The 15621-nt window shown below is 67.7% G+C and carries 17 protein-coding genes; 8 read left to right on the top strand and 9 right to left on the bottom strand.

Going from position 1 to position 15621, the window contains the following annotated elements; genetic code table 11:
- Nucleotides 1–28: 28 nt before the first annotated feature.
- The 5 genes from AC1DYP_RS01995 to AC1DYP_RS01975 all read left to right on the top strand — a co-directional run bounded on the left by AC1DYP_RS01995 (nt 29) and on the right by AC1DYP_RS01975 (nt 4766).
- Nucleotides 29–730, top strand: a complete 702-nt coding sequence (locus AC1DYP_RS01995; protein WP_477044905.1) for a TetR/AcrR family transcriptional regulator — start codon at nt 29–31, stop codon at nt 728–730.
- Nucleotides 731–770: 40 nt separating this feature from the next.
- Nucleotides 771–2045 (top strand): D-arabinono-1,4-lactone oxidase, encoded by a 1275-nt coding sequence (locus tag AC1DYP_RS01990; protein ID WP_477044904.1) that lies wholly within the window; start codon nt 771–773, stop codon nt 2043–2045.
- 13 nt (nt 2046–2058) lie between these two features.
- The gene (locus AC1DYP_RS01985) at nt 2059–3210 is read left to right on the top strand and encodes a DSD1 family PLP-dependent enzyme (RefSeq protein ID WP_477044903.1); all 1152 of its coding nucleotides are present in this window, start codon (nt 2059–2061) and stop codon (nt 3208–3210) included.
- 129 nt (nt 3211–3339) lie between these two features.
- The gene (locus AC1DYP_RS01980; protein ID WP_477044902.1) at nt 3340–4125 is read left to right on the top strand and encodes a DUF2092 domain-containing protein; all 786 of its coding nucleotides are present in this window, start codon (nt 3340–3342) and stop codon (nt 4123–4125) included.
- An 8-nt stretch (nt 4126–4133) separates the two neighbouring features.
- Nucleotides 4134–4766, top strand: coding sequence for a hypothetical protein (locus tag AC1DYP_RS01975; protein WP_477044901.1), 633 nt, complete (start codon nt 4134–4136; stop codon nt 4764–4766).
- On the opposite strand, the gene AC1DYP_RS01970 is transcribed toward AC1DYP_RS01975, so the two are convergent.
- Nucleotides 4763–5380 (bottom strand): flavin reductase family protein, encoded by a 618-nt coding sequence (locus AC1DYP_RS01970; RefSeq protein ID WP_477044900.1) that lies wholly within the window; start codon nt 5378–5380, stop codon nt 4763–4765. The two genes, AC1DYP_RS01975 and AC1DYP_RS01970, sit on opposite strands and share 4 nt — an antisense overlap.
- A gap of 132 nt (nt 5381–5512) precedes the next feature.
- On the opposite strand from AC1DYP_RS01970, the gene AC1DYP_RS01965 reads away from it, so the two are divergent.
- On the top strand, nt 5513–6877 hold the full coding sequence (locus tag AC1DYP_RS01965; protein WP_477044899.1) for an alginate export family protein: 1365 nt from the start codon (nt 5513–5515) through the stop codon (nt 6875–6877).
- Here AC1DYP_RS01965 and AC1DYP_RS01960 read toward each other — a convergent pair.
- The 7 genes from AC1DYP_RS01960 to AC1DYP_RS01930 all read right to left on the bottom strand — a co-directional run bounded on the left by AC1DYP_RS01960 (nt 6862) and on the right by AC1DYP_RS01930 (nt 12870).
- On the bottom strand, nt 6862–7563 hold the full coding sequence (locus AC1DYP_RS01960) for a sigma-70 family RNA polymerase sigma factor (RefSeq protein WP_477044898.1): 702 nt from the start codon (nt 7561–7563) through the stop codon (nt 6862–6864). The two genes, AC1DYP_RS01965 and AC1DYP_RS01960, sit on opposite strands and share 16 nt — an antisense overlap.
- Before the next feature lie 58 nt (nt 7564–7621).
- Nucleotides 7622–8281: a MarC family protein gene (locus AC1DYP_RS01955; protein WP_477034975.1), complete on the bottom strand. Its 660-nt coding sequence runs from the start codon at nt 8279–8281 to the stop codon at nt 7622–7624.
- 56 nt (nt 8282–8337) lie between these two features.
- Nucleotides 8338–8931: a DUF4136 domain-containing protein gene (locus AC1DYP_RS01950; RefSeq protein WP_477034974.1), complete on the bottom strand. Its 594-nt coding sequence runs from the start codon at nt 8929–8931 to the stop codon at nt 8338–8340.
- Nucleotides 8932–9151: 220 nt separating this feature from the next.
- Nucleotides 9152–10690: an arylsulfatase gene (locus AC1DYP_RS01945; protein WP_477044897.1), complete on the bottom strand. Its 1539-nt coding sequence runs from the start codon at nt 10688–10690 to the stop codon at nt 9152–9154.
- A gap of 136 nt (nt 10691–10826) precedes the next feature.
- Nucleotides 10827–11834, bottom strand: a complete 1008-nt coding sequence (locus AC1DYP_RS01940; protein WP_477044896.1) for an HAD family hydrolase — start codon at nt 11832–11834, stop codon at nt 10827–10829.
- A 23-nt stretch (nt 11835–11857) separates the two neighbouring features.
- Nucleotides 11858–12502 (bottom strand): hypothetical protein, encoded by a 645-nt coding sequence (locus tag AC1DYP_RS01935; protein WP_477034971.1) that lies wholly within the window; start codon nt 12500–12502, stop codon nt 11858–11860.
- On the bottom strand, nt 12499–12870 hold the full coding sequence (locus tag AC1DYP_RS01930; RefSeq protein ID WP_477044895.1) for a DUF1622 domain-containing protein: 372 nt from the start codon (nt 12868–12870) through the stop codon (nt 12499–12501). The genes AC1DYP_RS01935 and AC1DYP_RS01930 overlap by 4 nt, the downstream gene beginning before the upstream one ends.
- Nucleotides 12871–13197: 327 nt before the next feature.
- On the opposite strand from AC1DYP_RS01930, the gene AC1DYP_RS01925 reads away from it, so the two are divergent.
- Together AC1DYP_RS01925 and AC1DYP_RS01920 are read left to right on the top strand one after the other, a co-directional pair.
- Nucleotides 13198–14109, top strand: coding sequence for a formylglycine-generating enzyme family protein (locus tag AC1DYP_RS01925; RefSeq protein ID WP_477044894.1), 912 nt, complete (start codon nt 13198–13200; stop codon nt 14107–14109).
- Nucleotides 14110–14126: 17 nt separating this feature from the next.
- The gene (locus tag AC1DYP_RS01920; protein WP_477034968.1) at nt 14127–15056 is read left to right on the top strand and encodes an HAD family hydrolase; all 930 of its coding nucleotides are present in this window, start codon (nt 14127–14129) and stop codon (nt 15054–15056) included.
- A gap of 82 nt (nt 15057–15138) precedes the next feature.
- On the opposite strand, the gene AC1DYP_RS01915 is transcribed toward AC1DYP_RS01920, so the two are convergent.
- A complete protein-coding gene (locus AC1DYP_RS01915; RefSeq protein ID WP_477044893.1) occupies nt 15139–15558 on the bottom strand; it encodes an EF-hand domain-containing protein in 420 nt (139 codons plus the stop codon).
- Nucleotides 15559–15621: the final 63 nt, after the last annotated feature.

Raw genomic sequence — 15621 nt, 5'->3', positions numbered from 1 at the left:
TCCAGAAGGACTGGAATGGAGAGACCGCATGCCGAAGGCGACGGCCAGAAAGACCGCCGGCCCCGACATCGCGCTGGACGCCAAGCTGCAGCCGACCCAGGCCCGCGGCCAGGACACCTACGAGATCGTCCTCGCCACGGCCGGCGAGATGCTGGGCGAGACCGGCTTCGAACAGCTGACCACCAACGCCATCTGCAAGCGCGCCGGCCTGACCCCGCCGGCCCTCTACCGCTATTTCCCCAACAAGTACGCGATCCTCAAGGAACTGGGCGACCGGCTGATGAAGGCCCAGGACGACAAGGTCGCCGCCTGGATCGAGGCCGGCGGGCTGGAGGGCGACACCGCCGCCGAGCGCATCGAGAAGAACGTGGTCATGCTGACCGAGATGATCGAGATGACGCGGCGCTTTCCGGGCGGCGCGGCGATCGGTCGGGCCCTGCGCGCGGTGCCCATGCTGCAGCAGCTCCGCTTCGCCTCGCGCGACATGGTGGCCGACCAGTTCGGCGAGATTCTCAAGGCGCGATATCCGGGCGCGCCCGAAGCTCGCGTTCGGCTGGCGATGCGGATGATGGTCGAGCTGACCTATTCGGCCACGGAGATGGCTGTCGAAGAGCCGGACCAGGACGCCCTGGCCCTGAGCCGCGAGGTCTGTCTGCTGTTCGAGCGGTATTTCGACACGTTCGGTGATGCGTCGCTAGTGCCTTGGAACGACGTGTTGCAAGAACGGTAGTTTTTACTATCATCACTGCATCGCGGATGGGGAGATGCGGATGACGGGGTGGAGCAACTGGTCGGGCAGCGTCGCGGCCTCCCCTCGCCTGATCGCCAGACCCCGCGACGCTGGTGAGTTGGCCGCGCTGGTCGGCCAGGCCAGCAAGGTCCGGGTGGTCGGGGCCGGCCATTCGTTCATGCCGCTGTGCGAGACCAGCGACCTGCTGCTGAGCCTGTCCGATTACGAGGGCGCGGTCGAGATCGCGCCGGACCGCAAGACCGTCTGGGCTCCGGCGGGCTGGAGCCTCAAGCGGTTGACGGCGGCCTTGTGGGCGGAAGGCCTGTCGCTGATCAATCAGGGCGACATCAATCCGCAATCCCTGGCCGGCGCCATCTCGACCGGCACCCATGGCACGGGCGCCGAGCTGGGCAGCCTGTCGACCCAGGCGTGCGGTTTCCGGCTGATGACCGCCGACGGCGCGATCGTCGAGTGCGGGCTCGGCCAGAACCCCGAGCTCTACGAAGCCCAGCGCCTGTCGCTCGGCCTGCTCGGCGTCGCCGTCGAGATTCGGATCCATGTCGTGCCCGCCTACCAACTGGAGGAGCGGGTCGAGCGCCGGCCTCTGGCCGAGGTCGCCGAACGCCTGGACGAACTGGCCGCCGCCACGCGCCACATGGAGTTCTTCGTCTTTCCGTATTCGGACGATGTGATCTTCAAGACCCTGCATCCGGTGGAAGTCCAGGATCCGGGCCGGCCGCCCAAGGAGGTCGGCGAGGACAGCGAGGCCACCTTCAAGACGATCTGCGACATCTGCGCCGCCGTGCCGATCCTCACGCCGTCGCTGCAGCGGCTGATGATGCGGATGATGGGCAAGGCCAGCCGGCGCGTGGGCCCGGCCCACGAGATCTTCCCGTCCGAGCGCAACATCCGCTTCGAGGAGATGGAGTACGAGCTGCCGCGCGCCGCCGGCCTGCCGACCCTGAAGGCGGCCATCGCCCACATCCGCAAGCGCCGCCTGCCGATCACCTTCCCGTTCGAGTTCCGCCTGGCGGCGGGCGACGACATCTGGATGAGCCCGTTCAACGCCGGTCCCGGCGCCTCGATCTCGTTCCACCAGTACGCCAGGATGCCCTGGCGTCCGGCCTTCGCCGAGATGGAGGCCGTGCTGCGTGACGGCGCGGGTCGGCCCCACTGGGCCAAGCGCCACACCCTGACGGCGGCCGACGTGCACCGGCTCTATCCGCGCGCGACGGATTTCGTGGCGGCCTGCAAGACCTGGGATCCCGCCGGCAAGTTCGCCAATACTCACCTGACCGAACTTTTCGACCTCTGATCGGAACCGCACCATGACCGACCAAGACCTGCACGCCCATCTGATCGGCGCCCAGGGTTCGCGCCGCGACCTCAACACCCCGGTGCTGGTGATCGACAAGCCGGCCCTCGAACGCAACATCGCCCGGATGGCGGAGTTCGCGGCGAGCAAGGGCGTCAAGCTGCGGCCCCACGCCAAGACCCACAAGAGCGTCGACATCGCCAGGCTGCAGATCGCGGCCGGCGCGGTGGGCCTGTGCTGCGCCAAGATCGGCGAGGCCGAGGCCCTGGCCGAGGGCGGGGTCTCGACCGGCCTGCTGATCACTTCGCCCGTGGTCTCGGCCCCGGCCGTCGCCCGTTTGATCGCGCTGAACGCCGTGACCACCGACCTGATGGTGGTGGCCGACAATCCGGCCAACGTCGCCGCCCTGGGCGCGGCCGCGGCTGTCGCCGACAAGCCGCTGAAGGTGGTCATCGACCTGGACCCCGGCATCCATCGCACCGGCGTGGCCTCGCCCGAGGCGGCGGTGGCGTTGTTCCAGGCGATCCAGGCTCAACCGGCCCTGACCTATGCTGGTCTGCAGTGCTATTGCGGCATGCAGCAGCACATCGAGAGCTTCGCCGACCGCAAGGCCAATCTCGAGGATCGGGGGGCCTATATCCGGTCGGTGATCGAAGCCCTGACCGCCGCCGGCGGTCCGCCGCCGATCGTGTCGGGTTCAGGCACTGGCTCGCATCGCATCGACGCCGAACTGGGGATCTTCACCGAGTTTCAGGTCGGATCGTATGTGTTCATGGACGGCCAGTACCTGGTCTGCGACATCGCCGGCGACGGGGCGGAGGAAAGCCCCTACGAGCCCTCGCTGCTGATCGATGCGCGGGTCGTCAGCGCCAACACGCCGGGGATGGTCACGGTCGACGCGGGCTTCAAGGCGCTGTCCACCGACGCCGAGCCGCCCACGGTGCTGGGCGGGGCGCCGGACGGATCGCGCTACTTCTTCATGGGCGACGAGCACGGCGCGATCCTGCCGCCGCCCGGAACGACGCCGCCGGGGTTGGACGACCGCGTGATCCTGGGCGCGCCGCATTGCGATCCGACCGTGAACCTGTACGACACCTACCACGTGGTGGACGGCGACACCCTGGTGGCGCTGTGGCCGGTCTCGGCGCGGGGACGCTCGCGCTAGGCCCCTGGAAAGCGCTCCGGAAATGAGGAGTCTGGAGGAGCCCGCCTAGGGAAATCCCTCGATACCCACCCCGGGTCCCACAAGCCCATCCTGCCGGCTCTTTCAAGGACCGGCCGGAGGCCATGACCCATGAGCGTGTTTCGAAAGATCCTGACCGGCGCCGTCGCGCTGCCGTTCGCGATTGGACTCGGCGCATCGGCCTATGCTCAGGCGAAAGCCACGCCCGCCGCGGCGCCGGCGACGAAACCCGATGCTGACGCCCTGGCGGCGCTCAACAAGATGGGTGAGGCGCTGCGGGCCCTGTCGGGGTTCACCATCACCGCCGACGTCACCACCGAGCAGGTGCTCGACAGCGGCCAGAAGCTGCAATACGGCGGCGACGTGAAGATCGAGGTCCAGCGGCCCGGCGCGTTCAAGATCTGGACGAAGTCCGACCATCAGGAACGCGAGCTCTATTACGACGGCAAGTCGCTGACGGTGTTCGCTCCGAAGATCGGCTACTACGCCTCGGTCCCCGCCCCCGCGACCATCAGCGCGACCCTCGACACGATCAGCGACAAGTACGGTCTTGAGGTCCCGCTGGCCGATCTGTTCTCCCTGGGCGTGGATCCGGCCCTGACCGCCAAGATCCAATCCGGCTTCGACGTCGGTCCCGCGATGGTCGCCGGAAAGGCCTGCGAGCACTACGCCTTCCGTCAGGAGGAAGCCGACTGGCAGGTCTGGATCCGCTCGGAGGGGCCGGCCCTGCCCTGCAAGATGGTGATCACCACGACGCAGGACGAAGCCCAGCCGCAATATACGGCCGTCATGACCTGGGAGGCCACCGCCCCGCCCCAGGCGGCCTACACCTTCACTCCGCCCGCCAACGCACACCGCATCACCCTCGCCGACGTAGCGGCGGCAAGCGCGAAATGAGGCCGCCCATGAACAAGCTCCAGAAGGCCCTGGTCATGACCGCCGCGATCGCCGTCCAGGGATTGGCGGTCCCCGCCACCGCGCTGGCGGCGGACATCTTCGCCGGCCAGACCCTGTTGCCCAAGTCGGTTTCGACCGCCGAGTGCCAGCGCGGAGGTCGCGGCGGCGGAGGTGGAGCCGGCGCCCGCCCGGCAGGCGGCGGGGCTCGGGCTTCGGGCGGCGGCGCGGCGGCGCAGCGAGGGCACGCCGGCGGCGGCGCCAACGCCGGCAGCCGGAACGTGCGAACCAACGCCAGTTCGAACGTCAATCGCGGCGCGAACGTGAACTCGAACCGGAACGTCAATCGCAACACCAACGTCAACGCCAACCGGAACGTCAACGTCAACGTGAACGGCAACTACGGCGGCGGCTACGGCTACAACGACGGCTGGGACCATCACCCGGTCGCCGCCGGCATGGCCTTCGGCGCGGCCGCGTCGTTGACCGCCGCCGCCATCGGTTCGGTCGTCTACAGCGTGCCGCCCAGCTGCTCGACGGTGATCGTCAACGGGATCAGCTACTCGCAGTGCGGCAGCACCTGGTACGCGCCGCAGTATTCCGGGACGAACGTGCAGTATGTCGTCGTCGAGGCGCCGCGCTAGGCTGGCCGGCGCATCTGGAACTTGTGAGCCTCGCTGATCCCGAAATAGTCGGCGGGCCCGCCGGCGCGCAGGATCGGCTCGGCGGCCACGGTGTCGTAGACACCGTCGACGAGCAGCGCCTGGTCGATATGGACCCTCACCACCTCGCCCAGGGTCAGCCAGGCGTCCACCGGCGCGCCTTCCGCGTCGGTCAGCCGGATCAGCTGGGTCAGGCGGCACTCGAAGGCCACGGGACTTTCGGCGACGCGCGGCGCGGCGACCAGATCCGAGGGCGCGGGCGTCAGGCCGGCCAGGGCGAACTCGTCGACATGGTCCGGGACCATGGCCGAAGTAGCGTTCACCGCCTGGGCCAGCGGCCGTGTCGCCAGGTTCCAGACGAACTGCCCGGTCTCCTCGATGTTGCGCACCGAGTCCTTCCAGCCGGTGCTCGAGAACCCGATGATCGGCGGCCGATAGTTGAAGGCGTTGAAGAAGCTGTACGGGGCCAGGTTGCGGACGCCCGCGGCGCTGACCGTCGAGATCCAGCCGATCGGCCGGGGCGCGATGATGGCGTTCAGCGGATCGTGCTTCAGGCCATGGCCGGTCTTGGGGTCGTAGGAGTGGATCGCGGTCATGGGCGCCTCGTCTTGCGACGCCTGTCTTAGGGGGAGGCGCCGCGGCCCGCCAGCCGTCCCGCTCTTCCCTTAGGTTTCGCCGGCCTGGGTTTCTGGTGCATCCTGGCCGGAGTCGCCCGCCGGGAGTTCCGCGTGAAGCCTAGATCCGTCGCTCTCGCCCTGACCGCCGCGCTCACCGTTTGCGGTGTGGGTCACGCCGCGGACGCGCCGCCTTTCAAGCTGATCCGGTCGGACGAGAGCTACGCCTATCTGGCCGACAAGCCGGGCGCGGGCCTGGACAGCCTGCGCTACGTCCCGCTGGGACCGGACGCCTATCTGTCGCTGGGCGGCGAGGCCCGGCTGCGGGTGGATTCGTTCGACGCCCCGCGCTTTGGCGTCGGCGGCGCGCAGCCCGATCTCTACGGCCTGGGCCGGCTTCTTTTCAGCGCCGACCTGCACCTGGGATCGCGGGTGCGGGTCTACGGGCAGCTGGGCTTGCATCGCGATTTCGACAAGAAGGACCCGCCGGCCGTCAGCGACCGCGACGACGTGGACGCCCAGGCGGCCTTCATCGACGTGACGCCCGACGCCGACCGCCGCTGGCGACTGCGCCTGGGCCGCCAGGAAATGGCGTTCAACGCGACCCAGCGGTTCGTCTCGGTGCGCGAGACCCCGAATATCCGTCAGAGCTTCGACGGCGCGCGAGTCACCCGCCAGGCTGGGGACCTGCGGCTGGAAGCCTTCTATCTGCATCCGGTGACGATCCAGACCGGCGCCTTCGACGACAGCAGCAACCGGGACCAGCAGTTCTACGGCGTCTACGTCTCCAAGGCGCTGAACAAGGCGGTCTCGCTGGACGTCTACGCCTTCGAGCTGGATCGCGACGGGGTTCGATACGGCGCGGTGCGCGGCGACGAGCGTCGGGCCAGCTACGGCGCACGACTGGCCGGAAAGCGCGGGGCGGTCGACTACGAGGCCGAGGGCGTGATCCAGGACGGACGGTTCGCCGGTCGCGACATCCGCGCCTGGGCCGGCAGCGTCGGGGGCGGCTACACCCTGGGCCAGGCGTGGTCGCCAAGGCTGGGTCTGCGGTTCGACGCCGGGTCGGGCGACAAGAATTCCAGCGACGACAAGCTGGGCACCTTCAATCCGCTGTTTCCGAAGGGCGGCTATTTCAATGAAACGGGTCTGACCAGCTGGAGCAATCTGGTCGCCGTTCGTCCCAGCCTCGGTCTCGCGCCCCGTCGGGATGTCAGCCTCGAGCTGAGCTACCTGATGCGCTGGCGGCAGACGGGCGAGGACGCCGTCTATCTGCAGCCCTCGACGCCGCTGGCGCCGGTCGGCCCCAATCGATCCACGGCTGTGGGAAACGCGATCCAGCTGGACGCGACGTGGCTGGTCAGCCGCAACCTGAAGCTCCAAGGCCAGCTGGTCCACCAGTCGGCCGACGACGCCGTGCAGGCCCTGGGCGGCCGCTCCGTCGATTTCGCGATGCTGATCGTTCAGACCCGGTTCTGATCGACCCGCGCGGAAAGGCTCGACAGCTCGGCCATGATCAGCTGAGCCGCCAGCCAGGCGGGTTCGGCGTCGTGGGTCACCTCCCCGCGCTCCAGCAGGGACGCCAGCTTGGCCCGCGCCCGGCAGACGCGGCTCTTCATCGTGCCCTCGGGGACGTCGCACATCTCGGCCGCCTGCCGATGGGAGAAGCCGCCCGCCCCCACCAGGATCGTCGCCTCGCGCTGCTCGTCGCTCAGCGCGTTGAGGGCGTTGCGCAGGTCGTTGAGCATCAGGGATTGGACCTGGTCGGTTCCGACGGCGGGAATCTGGGCGCTCATGGCGACGTCCAGCGGCGTCTCGCGCCAGACGCGGCGGCGCTGCGAGTAGAAGTGGTTGCGGGCGATCTTCAGAATCCAGCCCTTGAAGTTCGTGCCGGGTGTGAACTGGGCCCGGTGCTGCCAGGCCTTCAGCAACGCGTCCTGGGCTAGGTCGTCGCCTCGCGCCATGTCGCCGCATAGGCCGCGGGAGAACGAGCGCAGGACGGGGATGCTGGCCACGACCAATTGCCGGAACTCGTCCTCGTCGAGCGGCGTGCGGCGATCGGACGGGGCCGCGAAGCTGCGGGGTTCCGTCGCGACTTCGCCCTTCGAACCGCGCCAGCGGGCGGAGGTCTCGAGAAGTTTCTCGGTCGGGCTGCGGTCCGTCATAAGGAACTCCGAAATTCAGACGCCAGATGGCGATGCGACGGGATGTTGCGGTCGATTTTCACAGCGGGGTCGAGTGCCAGGGAATGCCGGCGACGCCGGCCAGACCGCGAAGCATGAAGGTGACCCCGAGCGCAGCCTGCAGGATGCTGAACACCCAGCCCAGCACGCTCATGGCCGGCAAGCCGACGGTGCGCATCACGGGGCCGGCGAAGATCATGCCGACGATATTCAGGAGCATGATCAGGACCAGCACCACGGCGACGCCGCCCAGCCGGTTCTGATCTTCGGCGATGCTCACGAACAACATCAGGGCGACCAGGCCCCAAGGCGTGACGATCCCCGGGATCGCCAAGGGGGAGATGACGATGCTGATCGGCCGCCTGGCGGCCGGATCTGCCGGCGGTGCGTGTCCCTCGGGAGGCGCGGGCGGCGCGAGCACGCTGGACAGGATCTTCAGCGACCCGATCAGCAGCAGGAAGCCGCCCGTGATGACCAGGGCTTCGCGCGAGATGCGCCAGTTGGCGGCGAGAGCCGATCCGATCACGGCGGCGACCACCAGGATCAGGAAGGCCAGGACCGCGCTCTTGAGGGCCAGGCCGAGCCGCGCCTTGCCGTCCATCCCCTGGGTGACGCCGTAGAAGGTCGGGATCAGCTTCAAGGGGCCGAGCGTCAGGAAGAAGATCGCGAAGATGAAGCTCAGATTGATGGGCGCTGCCATGAGGTTCTCGACTGATCCTGTGCGGTGACGGGCGGCTGACGTCCATGTTCGTGCGGCTACCCGGCGGGCGGCGCGCCTGGCGGCAGGGTCTTGACCATGTCGGCGATGATGGCGTTCAGCCCGTCCTGGGTGCCGTCCTTCTGGTCGATCCGCTTCTGCGACGTGGCGCGCCAGGCCAGCTTGCCGCTGGCGGCGTCGGCCAGGTCGAGCATCACGGCGCCTTCGACGTAGTTGATCGAGCGGATGTCCACGTCCCTGGGCGCGCCGTACATGCCCCAGCCATAACCGCCGATGCAGCCGCGGACGCCGCAGGCCATGCCGCCCGGCCCGCTCATGCTCGTGGCCGAGTAGTCGGTCTTGTTCTGCAGGCCGATATGGTAGGAGACCAGCAGCTTGGCCTGGGCCGGATCGACCTGGCTGTAGCCCTTGGCGGCTAGGTTGGTGTCGACCGCGGTCTTGATGCGCTCGCGGATGATGTCGTTGTCCACCCGCGGATCGCCGGTTCCCGGCTGGCCGTCCGGCGCCCAGGCGTAGGTCGAGCCGGCCAGCGGCGTATTGCCGGAAAGGACCGAGACCTGTCCTCCAGGGCTCTCGCAACCGACCAGCGGCAGGCACGCGGCGATCGCCGCGGCTAGGAGGGCTTGGGCCATGATCCTCGACGGCATCGGACGGACTCCTGCTCGACCGCGGCGTCCCGTCTTATGGTTGCGCGGTGCCGTTCGAACTTTCCGCCGGGCGCGGAGCCGCCTCAATCAGGTGAAACCCTGGCCTTAGGGGGTAATCCCTTGAGTTGAGCAGCGCGCTGCTCGGACCAACGAAAAAGGCCGGCGGATTTCTCCGCCGGCCTTGCCAAAACTGCCTTTGAAACGATCAACCGCCGCCTTGCGCCTCGGCCATCTTCGCGATCGCGTCGTCGATGGTGAAGGTGTTGGGTTTCTGCACCGGCGGGAAGTCCTTGAACGTGTCCGCGAACTGCGCGGCGATGCCCCACGCCCCGTACAGGATATAGGCGTGGTAGAGGAACCACTCGTAGTAGCTGTTCGAGGTGACGTCCGCGAACTCGTAGGGATCGGTGCGCAGGTTGAAGATCTTGGGCAGACGCAACGGCGTGAAAGGTTCGGCCCAGATCCGCATCGTGCCGACGCAGCGCTGCTCCATGAACACGACCTTCCAGTTGTCGTAGCGGACCGCCAGGATGTCGCCGTCGTCGCTGATGTAGACGAACAGCTTGCGCGGGCTGTGCTCGACCTCGCCGGTCAGGTAGGGCAGCAGGTTCACGCCGTCGATGTGGTTCTTGTACTGCCGGCCCGCCGCTGTGACGCCCTTCTTGACCTGCTCGACGATGTCCGGCGCGCCCGCGGCCGCCAGGAAGGTCGGCAGCCAGTCGTGGTGCTGGACAATCTCGTTGGAGACGCTGCCGGCCTTGATCTTGCCCGGCCAGCGGATCAGTTCGGGAATGCGGAAGGCGCCTTCCCAGTTCGAGTTCTTCTCGCTGCGGAACGGGGTCATGCCGCCGTCCGGCCAGCTGTTGCGGTGCGGACCGTTGTCGGTCGAGTAGACCACGATGGTGTCCTCGGCTAGGCCCAGCTCGTCGAGCAGGTCCAGCATCTGGCCCACGTTCTTGTCGTGGTCGATCATGGTGTCGTGATAGGGCGACTGCCACCGGCCGGCCTGGCCCAGGCTGGACTTCTTCGTGTGCGTGAACATGTGCATGTGAGTGGTGTTCAGCCAGACGAAGAACGGCTTGTCGTCGGCCTGCTGCTTCTTGATGAAGTCGCTGGCCCGCTCGACGAATTCGTCGTCGCAGGTCTCCATCCGCGCCTTGGTCAGAGGGCCGGTTTCCTCGATCTTCTGCTTGCCGACCTTGCCCCAGCGCTCGTGCGTGGTCGGGTCGTCGACGTCGGTGGCCCAGGAGTGGATCACGCCGCGCGGTCCGTTCTTCTTCTTGAAGTTGGGGAAGTCCTCGTCCGGATAGTAGTCGTACATCTCCGGCTCTTCCTCGGCGTTGAGGTGGTAGAGGTTGCCGAAGAACTCGTCGAACCCGTGGTTGGTGGGCAGCATGTGGTTCAGGTCGCCCAGGTGGTTCTTGCCGAACTGGCCGGTGGCGTAGCCCTGTTCCTTCAGCAGCGCGGCGATGGTCACCAGCTTGTCGTTCATGCCGACCGGCGCGGCCGGAGCGCCGACCTTCGACAGGCCCGTCCGCAGCACGCTCTGACCGGTGATGAACGACGAGCGCCCGGCGGTGCACGACTGCTCGCCGTAGCTGTCGGTGAACATCATGCCTTCGCGGGCGATGCGGTCGATGTTGGGCGTCTGATAGCCCATCAAGCCGTGCGAATAGCAGCTGAGGTTGCTGATGCCGATATCGTCGCCCCAGATGACGAGGATGTTTGGCTTTCCGTTTGGCATGACGATGCTCCCGCGGTCGCGCCCCAGGTACGGGGCGGCGCAAGATCATCACGACGCAGGGGTGGGGAATATCGGCGGGACTACCGGTCTCGGTCCCTGAGTTTCCCTTAGGCCTGCAAGGTGTTTCACCGGGGCCTCACGGCTTGGTCGCGAACACCACCTTCCAGTCGCTCTTCATGCTGACGACCGTCCAACCGCGGGCTTGCGCTTCGTCCAGGGCCTTGTCCAACTTGCCGATCTTCGACTGCCGGTCGTAGGCATATTCGCGGACGGCGTCGTCGTGATGGATCAGGATCTGCAGATTGGGACGGGCGCTGGAGGCGGAGTACTGCAGCATCTGCAGGTCGCCGTCGGAATTGCCCACCGCCACCAGGGGCTGGCGGCCGATGTGCAGGTCGATGTTGCTGGGCTTGCCGGAACCGTCGTCGATGCTGCCCAGCGTGGGCTGCGCCACCAGCACGCCCTTCCCGTCCCGTATGTCGAACCTGGTGGTCAGGCTGGTGCCGATCACCTGCTCGGGCGGCACGCCATAGGCCTGCTCGGCGAACACCCGCATGAACTGCACCTCCCCGCCGGAGACGATGTAGGTCTTGAACCCCGCCGCGCGCAGATAGGCCAGCAGCTCCAACTGCGGCCGATAGGTCAGAGCGGTGTAGGGCGTGCGGAAACGCGGATGGCGCGCCTGATCGAACCACGCCTTGGCGACCGCCTGATATTCGCTGGTCGTCAAACCGACCTGCACGGCAAGGACCGCCTCGATCAGATCCTTTTCGCTCAGTTTGGCCATGGCGGCCTGGTCCCGGTCGGCGATGGCGGCGAAGGCGGGTTTCTGACGCAGCGCCGGATCTTTGGCGACCATCTGTCCGATCCGCTGCATCGCGAAGGCGAACTGGAAGTAGATCGGCTGTTCGGCCCAAAGCGTGCCGTCGTTGTCGAACACCGCGATCCGCTCGGCCGGCGGCACGAAGTCGGGGCCTTGGCGGGTGACCCGGGCGACGTAGCCGGTGATCGCGGTCTTGGCGGGGCCGGTGTTCCACGACGGCAAGGGATCGACCGGCGGAGCGGCCAGGCTCGGCGCCGCCGCGACCAACACGCCCAGCGCGGCGCTCCCGGCAAGAACGGTTCTGCGTGTTGAAACGGACATGACGCCTCCCGGACCCGTGGTCCTCATTCGAAGAGCTTCAGCTGCAGGATCGGCAGGTGCGCCACCATCAGCGCGCTGAGCACGCAGACGACAAAGGCCATGGCGACCAGGACGCCCTTGATCATCGTCGACTTGAAGGTCTGGCCGATCCCGCCGAAGAACAGCGCCACGGCCAGCAGCACCGTGGCGCGCACGAAGCGGTCGCCGATGTCGTTGTCCCGCTGCCCCTGATTGAACAGGTCGTCGGCCTTCTTCTGCAGCTGCTGCGCGCGGGCAAGCAGGGCCGAGTGGTATTCGGGCATGGCGAAGGGCGAGGCCGGCGCGCCGGGGTTCTTCAGCGGAGCGGTTTCGAGCCAGGCCTCGAACGCCCTGGCGAATTCGGGACGGAAGCGCTGGCGATAGAAGGCCTGGAGCATCGGTTCGTCCTCGGCGGCGGCGCTCAGCCACCCCTGGAACAGCAGCAGGTCCGCCGTCTGGAGTTGTCCGCCCGCCGCGATGGCGGAGGTCGCCTCCACCCGGGCCGCTCCGGCCTGGGCGTAGTGCGCGGCCTGCTCGCCGTCCCACAGCGCGGCCTGAAAGCCGACCCAGGACGTCATGGCCGCGGCCAGCGAGATCACCAGGGCGGCCGAGACCTCGACGAGCCAGGCGCGGTCAAAGCGCTCGGTCATGGCTTTGTTCCTGCCTCTTCCAAGGGGGCGGGATCGGGCGCGAACTCCTGCATGTCCTTCTCCAGGAAGTAGTTCAGGATGGTCCGGATCAGGGCGATGGCGCCCAGGTGGCCGATATCGTCCCAGGTCGGCGCGATCGCCGTGCGGACGATGTCGGCGGCCAGGGCGAATTCCAACGCCAGGACGATCCACCTGGCGAACTGGGCCCACAGTTCACGTCGCGCGTCCTGTCGCGTCTGACGGCCGGCCGCGACGACGATGGTCCCCTGAACCAGGGTTTCCACCATGCCGACCGCGATGCAGAGCACCGAACACAGCTCGGCGGCGAGCGCGACGTAGTTGGCGCATTCGCGCAGCAACATTTCCATGGACGAACTCGCGGCGAAGGGCTTCGAGGGGCGCTAGCAAAGGGCGTTTGGCGCGCGGGCGCTATCCGGCGAAGCGCCGAGACGCTCGGGGAGAAACCTGCACTGACGGGCGGATCGATAGGGAATCTTCCATTCCGACCCCGGGGGATCGCCTGATCGATCAGCGTCGCCGCCCATGGTCACTAGTAGAGACCTTGCGGTGAAGGCGGGCCATGCCAGAGTCAGACGTCCCGTTCGCAGCCGCTCACGACTGACGGGGCGCGCATGAAGAACCTTGGCGATTCCGCCCCCTCCGCGAAGACTTGGCGCCGGCCGCTCCGGGAAGCGATGACCTGGATCCCTGGCGGCGTCTTCACCATGGGCTCCGACCATCACTATCCCGAGGAGCGGCCGGCGCGCCGGGTCTCGGTCGACGGGTTCTGGATCGACCCCGGCCCGGTGACCAATCGGCAGTTCGCCCAGTTCGTGGAGGCCACGGACTACGTCACCTTCGCCGAGCTGCCGCCCGATCCGAACGACTATCCTGGCGCCGACCCGGCGCTGCTGGTCGCCTCGTCGATGGTGTTCACCCCGCCGCGCGGCCCCGTCGACCTTCGCCATCCCCTGCAATGGTGGGCCTTCGTCCAGGGCGCCAACTGGCGGCGTCCCTATGGCCCCGGCAGCGATGTCGACGGCTTGGGCGACCATCCCGTGGTCCACGTCGCCTGGGTCGACGTGCTGGCCTACGCTGCTTGGGCCGGGGTCGAAATCCCCACCGAGGCCGAGTGGGAACTAGCCGCCCGCGGCGGGCTCGAGGACGCGGAGTTCGCCTGGGGCGACACGTTCCTGCAGGACGGTCGCCACAGGGCCAACACCTGGCAGGGCGTATTCCCCCATCAGAACACCCTGGACGACGGTTGGGCCCGGACGTCGCCGGTCGGGGCCTATCCGCCCAATGGTCACGGCCTTTACGACATGATCGGCAACACCTGGGAGTGGACGGCGGACTGGTGGTCGACGCCCGATGCGGGGGACGCGGCGCCCCGCTGCTGCGCCGCCAAGAATCCAAGGGGCGGGCTCGAGGAGGCCAGTTGCGAGACCGACGGGCTTGGCATCCCCAGGAAGGTGCTCAAGGGCGGCTCGCACCTGTGCGCGCCGAGTTACTGCAAACGCTACCGGCCGGCGGCGCGACACGCGCAGCCGATCGACACCTCGGCGTCGCATGTGGGCTTCCGCTGCATTGTCAGATCCCGCGCCTGAGCCGCTCGGAGGCGACCATGACCAAAGTGCCATTACCGAGTTGGTCCGACACCTCGCCCAGGCGGAAGATCCTGGACTTCGTCGCGCGGGTCACGCGCCCCGGCGGCCGCGACTATGTCGCCCCGGCCGATCGCATCGCCGTGTTCGACAACGACGGCACCCTGTGGGTCGAGCACCCCCTCTACGCCCAGGGCATGTTCGCCCTGGACCGCGCCAAGCACATGGCGACCTCGCATCCCGAACTGGCCGCCAAGCCGGTCTTCCAGGCCTTCCTCAATCAGGATCTGCCCGCGCTGGCCGCCTGCGGAAAGCAAGCCGTGATCGAGCTGCTGCTGCACCTGCACGCCCACGCCACCGAGGAGGCTTTCGCGCTGGACGTCGCGACATGGCTGGTCGAGGCGCGGCATCCTCGTTTCGACAGGCCCTACACCGCCCTCGCCTACCAGCCGATGCGCGAGCTGCTGACCTATCTGGCGGCCAACGATTTCCGCAATTTCATCGTCACCGCCGGCGGGGTCGACGTCGTGCGGATGTTCAGCGAGCAGACGTACGGCGTGCCGCGCGAACGGGTGATCGGCTCCAGCGGCAAGACCGAGTTTCGCCTGAACGGTCGCCGCGGCGAAATCCGCAAGCTGCCCGAGCTGCAGTCGTTCAACGAGTACGCGGAAAAGCCGGTCAACATCGCCCTCCACATCGGCCGGCGACCGATCCTGGCGTTCGGCAATTCCGACGGCGACCTGGCGATGCTGGAATACACCGCCTCGGGCCCAGGCCGGCGGCTGCCGATGCTGCTGCATCACGACGATCCCGAGCGCGAATACGCCTATGACAAGGACACCCACGTCGGAAAGCTGGACGTGGCCCTGAGCACGGCGATCGATCGGGGCTGGACGGTCGTCAGCATGAAGGACGACTGGTCGCGGCTGTTTCGGGACAAGACGCTCTAGGGGCGACGAACGCCGGCCCGCCGGCGGTGGTCGACGGGCCGTGACAGTTCAGGAACGCGTCTGAAGACCGCCGAGCGGCGCCCTACTTGCGGGCCGCCTTCTCGGCCGCGTTGGCCTCGGAGCGGGTGACGACGCCGTCGTGGTTCGTGTCGAACGTGGCGAACCTCGGGCCGTAATAGGCGTCGATCTCGGTCGGAGTCACGAAGCCGTCCTTGTTGGTGTCCAGCATATCGAAGAGCCCCGCCTTGCCGATCTTCGGCCAGCCGTCGACGCCCTCCGCGCGAACCTCGTTGCGAACCTGCTCTGCGCCCCGGTCCCATTCGGCCTTGCTGAGCTTGCCGTCCTTGTCCTTGTCGGCGCGCATCAGGAAGGTTCGGCGACTGTCCTGGTATTCCTTCTGGGTCACCTTGCCGTCCTTGTTGGCGTCGGCGAGCAGTTGCTGGGCGTTCGCGGCGGACGCGGACAGCAGCGCCACGGCGGTGATGAGGACGAGTCTACGCATGTAAGGACCTCCAGGAGATGGGGCCTCGGCCCCGGGGAAACTCAAAGGAATCTGGTGACCTGG

The organism is Caulobacter sp. P1_D6, assembly GCF_056406095.1.
Note: the sequence above shows the minus strand (reverse complement) of the source record. Positions and strands in the feature narration are given on the sequence as shown.